The organism is Acidisphaera rubrifaciens HS-AP3, assembly GCF_000964365.1.
GTDB classification, from domain to species: domain Bacteria; phylum Pseudomonadota; class Alphaproteobacteria; order Acetobacterales; family Acetobacteraceae; genus Acidisphaera; species Acidisphaera rubrifaciens.
The window spans coordinates 1-4,464 of sequence record NZ_BANB01000034.1 but is presented as its reverse complement, the minus strand read 5'-3'; the positions used below and the strand labels follow the sequence as shown (position 1 = coordinate 4,464).

Below are 4,464 nucleotides of genomic sequence, written 5' to 3'. Positions count from 1 at the left end.
GCGCCGCGGCGGGGGCGTCAGCGGGGGTGCCGGCCGGTGCCGCCGACGGTCCGCTGTTCGACGCCCTGCGTGCCTGGCGCAGTACCGAGGCAAAGGCGCAGGGCGTGCCGCCCTATGTGATCTTCCACGACGCGACCCTGCGCGAGATCGCCGCCGTGCGGCCGGGCGATCTCGACGCGCTGGGTCAGGTGCGCGGGGTCGGCGCGTCGAAGCTGGGACGTTACGGAGCCGCCGTCCTCGCCGTCATCGCCGCCGGCGACGGGTAGCGGAGGGCGGGCCGGGCTGCCATTGTGCCGGCGCCGACCCGCGGACCGACCGACGCGAGGGGGCAGCATGACAGCGAGGGTCCATGGACCGCATCAACCGCATCGTCGTCGATACGACCCATGCGATCACCGATTTGTGTGTGCTCGCGACGGAGTTTCCCACCGACAAGTCGGCGTTTCATGTCCAGCCGGGTCATACGCCGCACCGGCATCCGTACACGGCCGTCTACGACATGCTGTTCGCAACTAGGCGCTATGAGCCGCTGGTGCTCGGCGAGCTTGGCGTGCTCGACAACATGTCGATGCATGTGTGGCGGGGCTATTTTCCAAACGCGACGCTGTACGGGTTCGACGCCTTCCCCGACAAGATCGAGGCCGCGCGGCGGGCGGCGCTGCCGCGCACGCACTACGCGCTTGCCGACGTGAGCGACCGGCGCTCGCTGTTCGACGCGTTCAACGACACCGGCCGGACGTTCGACATACTGATCGATGATTCGACGCATCTGTTCGATCATCAGGTCCTGTTCATCGGCGTCGCGCTGGAGTTCGTCCGGTCCGGCGGCATGGTGATCGTCGAGGACGTGTTCAGGGGCTGGGACGAGACGAGGTTCTGCGCGGCGCTGCAGCCGGTCTATCCGTATTTCTCGTCGGGCACGTTCATCGAGACGAACCACGCGGAGGCCTACAGCGAGGGCAACGTGGAGCCCTATTACAACAACGACAAGCTGCTCGTGCTCGTGCGCAACGAGACGCCGGTCGCGCGCGCCCATCCCACGGCTGCGCAGAACCGGCAGCGGCTCGATGCGGCTCTCGCGCGGCCGGATTTCAAGGCGCGCGGACGCAGGTGACGGGATGAAGATACGCATCTTCAACTGCCATCACGACGTCCCGCCGGAGAGCATGGTCGGGCCGCTGTTCGCCTCTCTCGTCTCCGGACGGCCCGACGCGCCCGACGGCAGCTATCTGGGCGACCTTGGCGGGATCAACATCGCGGGCGACAACGCCTATACCGAACTGCGGCATCAGTATTTCGTGTGGAAGAACCTGCTGCCGGCCTATGACTATGTCGGCTTCGAGCATTACCGGCGGATGTTCTTCATCGATCCGATGCCGGCAGCGCGGCTGGAGGCGGTGCAGCCCGGGATGTACGGATTCCGCCGCGGCTTTCATGCCGATGCCCTGCGGTCGCATTACGACATCGATCCCGACTCCTACACGGCGCATTGGGCGATGCGCCGCGCCTTCGACGACGCCGACATGCTCGCCGTCGAGCGGATCATCGGCAGCCATGACATCATCACCCAGCGCCCGTTGCATTGGCCGGGCACGCTGGAGGAGCAATGGAAAAGCTGCATGCCGGCCGACCGGTGGGAGCCGATGGTCGAGAGCGTACGCCGCTGCGGCTATTTTCGCGACCGGCCATGCCGCATCGATTTCGGCCTGCGTTCCGCCGTCTGGAACAACATGTACATCATGCGGGCGTCGCTGTTCGACGAATACATGCGCTTCCTGATGGACTGCATCGACTACCTCGCCGCGACGACCGAGCCGATGCATCGCGGCTGGGGCCATCACGCCGAGCGGATTTTCAACTTCTACCTGTTCCAGAAGCAGATGGAGCAGCCGACCCTGCGGGTGGGACGGCTGCCGTATCTGCTGCGCTCCGCCCTGTATACCGAGGCGTTGCCGAACCGGCTGTAGGCCGCGCTCAGCCGCTGCCGCGTTCCGCCAGATACCGCGCGCGGTTGCGTTCGCGGCTGATCTTGCCGCTGGTGGTCTTGGTCAGCCAGCCGGGGGCGACCAGGTGCGCCTCGCGGATGATGAACCCGGTTGCCTGATAGACCCCGTCCTTGATCGCCCGGCGGAGGGCGGCGTCTGGCGCGTCGCATTCGGCCACCACCACGATGTCTTCGGAGTTCAGCACCGCGTTGGGCACGCCGAAGGCGACGAGCCGGCCCGGCTTGACGCCGGGCACGGCGTTGGCCGCCGATTCCACCTCGTGCGCATAGATGTTGCGGCCGTGGACGATGATCAGGTCATCCTTGCGGCCGAGCACGAACACCTCGCCGCCGTCGATGAAGCCGATGTCGCGGGTATGGTACCAGCCGTCGATCAACCGCTCCGCCGTCAGCGCCGGCTGGCGGTAATAGCCGTCGAACAGACAGGCCCCGCGCACCGCGATCTCGCCGACAGCACCCTCCGGCGCCGCCCCGCCGCCCGGGCCGATGATGCGCAGCTCGAGCCCGTCGATCGGCGTGCCGCAGCTCATGACGGCGACGGTTGCCTCGCCGGCGGCGGGCGGGCGGGCGATCCCCTCGGCGCGCAGGGCCGTGTCGCTCACGACGAGCTCCCGCACCTCCGTGTCCGGCGCCGACTGCGTCGTGGCGAGCACCGTCTCCGCCATGCCGTAGGAGGTGCGCAGCCGCTCCAACGGCACGCCGAAGCGCTGCGCGAAACGCTCGAACGTCGCGCGCCGGCACGCCTCGGACGAGGCGTTCCAGATACGCATCGACGACAGGTCGAACGCGTCCTGACGCACCGCGCGGGCGAGATGCTCGAAGGCGAAGTTGGGCAGCCAGCAGATCGTCGCGCGATGCGTCTCGATCGCGCGCAGCATCGACGCGGGATCGGTCGCCCATTCGAACGGATCGAGTGCCGCGACCGTCTGCCCGAGCGTGAAGGGCTGCAAGGTGCAGCCGATCAGGCCCATGTCGTGATAGATCGGCAGCCACGTCACCACCACGTCCGCCGCGGTGACGCCGAGGGCGCGGGCGCTCGCGCGCACCTGGTGGTCGATCGCGCCGTAGCCGAGCACGACGCCCTTTTTCAGCCCCGTGGTGCCCGAACTGTGCTGCAGCAGGCACGGATCGGCGGGCGAGGGGAGGATGATGTCGCCGTCCGGCAGTGGATCGGCCCGGGTCGCGATATCGAGCATGGCGGTGGTCGCGTCGTCGTGCAGCCCGTTCGCCCGCATCGCCGCGAGGTCCGGCGCGGCGGCCAGCACCGCGCGGGGCCGGATGCGCGCGAACAGCGCCGCGTGCGCCGCCCAGTACAGCGCCGGGTCCTGTTTCGGGGACGGGCAGGGCATGTAGCTCGGCACCGCGCCGATCAGCATGGCGCCGAGGAAGGCCGCATAGGCGTCGATGCGGCTGCGCAGGAACAGCAGCACGACATCGCCGCGCGCCACGCCGGCCGCGCGATACAGACCGGCGAAGCGGCGGCTTTCGTCGAACAGCGCGCCATAGCTGCGCGACGCCGTCTCGCCGCCGACCGTCAGGGTGATCGCGGTCTTGTCGGGCTGCGCGCGCGCGTGCGCGAGCAGCGCGGCGACGAGGGTCGCGGGTTCGTCCGCCGGCGTGCCGGTCACGGGAGCCGCCACAGCGTCACCTCCTGATAGCCGAGACCGATGGGCCGGTCGTCCGGGATGATTCCCAGCTGCCGCGCGGAGAAGCAGAACGGATGGCGGCAGGTGATGTCGATCGTGCCGCCGCCGTCGGTCAGCGCGGGCGGGAGCGGGCAATACAGGCTGGTGGGCCGGCGCACGTCGAAGCTGCCGACCGGCACGCCCCGGACGAACAGATCGAGCCGCCGCGCCGCGACATAGGGCTCGGCCAGCAGCGGCAGGACGCGCAGTTCCAGCACGTGGCGCCCCGGGGCCGGGACCGGCGGCAGCCGCAGCGTGCTCTCCGGGCCGACCGACCAGATATGCGCGGCTTCCTGCACGCTCCAGCCCGCGCCGAGATGGGCGGCGGCGTTGCCGCCGGCGGCGAAGTCGATGCGGTGGACCGCCTCGCCAAGCCGTCGCGGCACCGCCGTGCCGGCGAGCTGCACCATGTCGCCCGGCGCGAGGGCGTCGAGCGGCTGGTCGAGCGCGTCCAGCGCCGCCTCCAGATGGGCGGGAAACAGCACGAAGGGCGCGTTGCGCTCGATCCCCGTCCCGTCCCATAGCACCGGCCCGCGCAGATCGGCATAGCGCGCGTCGAGCAGTTGCAGGAACGGATAGAAATAGGCATCGCGCCAGGCGCCGGGGCTCGCGCCGACCGCGCGCACGCCCTCGGGCGCATACATCAGGCCGGCGAAGCCCGACCCCATCACGCCCACGACCGTCTCCGCCGCGCGGAAGGCCGCCACCTGTTCCGCGAACGGCACCCGCGCGGGTTCGAGGAAGGTGAAGCCGCGCGCGGCGAGTGCCGGCGCC

At 69.8% G+C, this 4,464-nt stretch carries 5 protein-coding genes; 3 read left to right on the top strand and 2 right to left on the bottom strand.

What is annotated here, in order from left to right:
- The 3 genes from B8460_RS01140 to B8460_RS01130 all read left to right on the top strand — a co-directional run.
- A partial coding sequence (locus tag B8460_RS01140; RefSeq protein ID WP_199445500.1) for an HRDC domain-containing protein occupies positions 1–266 on the top strand: 266 nt, incomplete at its 5' end.
- Positions 267–349: 83 nt separating this feature from the next.
- The gene (locus tag B8460_RS01135) at positions 350–1,114 is read left to right on the top strand and encodes a class I SAM-dependent methyltransferase (RefSeq protein WP_048859730.1); all 765 of its coding nucleotides are present in this window, start codon (positions 350–352) and stop codon (positions 1,112–1,114) included.
- 4 nt (positions 1,115–1,118) lie between these two features.
- Positions 1,119–1,967 (top strand): DUF4422 domain-containing protein, encoded by an 849-nt coding sequence (locus tag B8460_RS01130; protein ID WP_048859729.1) that lies wholly within the window; start codon positions 1,119–1,121, stop codon positions 1,965–1,967.
- A gap of 7 nt (positions 1,968–1,974) precedes the next feature.
- Here the strand turns inward: B8460_RS01130 and B8460_RS01125 are convergent, their stop codons facing one another.
- Positions 1,975–3,645 (bottom strand): AMP-binding protein, encoded by a 1,671-nt coding sequence (locus tag B8460_RS01125; protein ID WP_158322653.1) that lies wholly within the window; start codon positions 3,643–3,645, stop codon positions 1,975–1,977.
- A partial coding sequence (locus B8460_RS20735; protein ID WP_048859727.1) for a glycosyltransferase 61 family protein occupies positions 3,630–4,464 on the bottom strand: 835 nt, incomplete at its 5' end. The genes B8460_RS01125 and B8460_RS20735, both read right to left, overlap by 16 nt.

What these genes read in the sequence shown, in the direction of transcription:
- B8460_RS01135 (WP_048859730.1), top strand. Translation starts at nt 350, where the DNA reads ATGGACCGCATCAACCGCATCGTCGTCGATACGACCCATGCGATCACC.
- B8460_RS01130 (WP_048859729.1), top strand. Translation starts at nt 1,119, where the DNA reads ATGAAGATACGCATCTTCAACTGCCATCACGACGTCCCGCCGGAGAGC.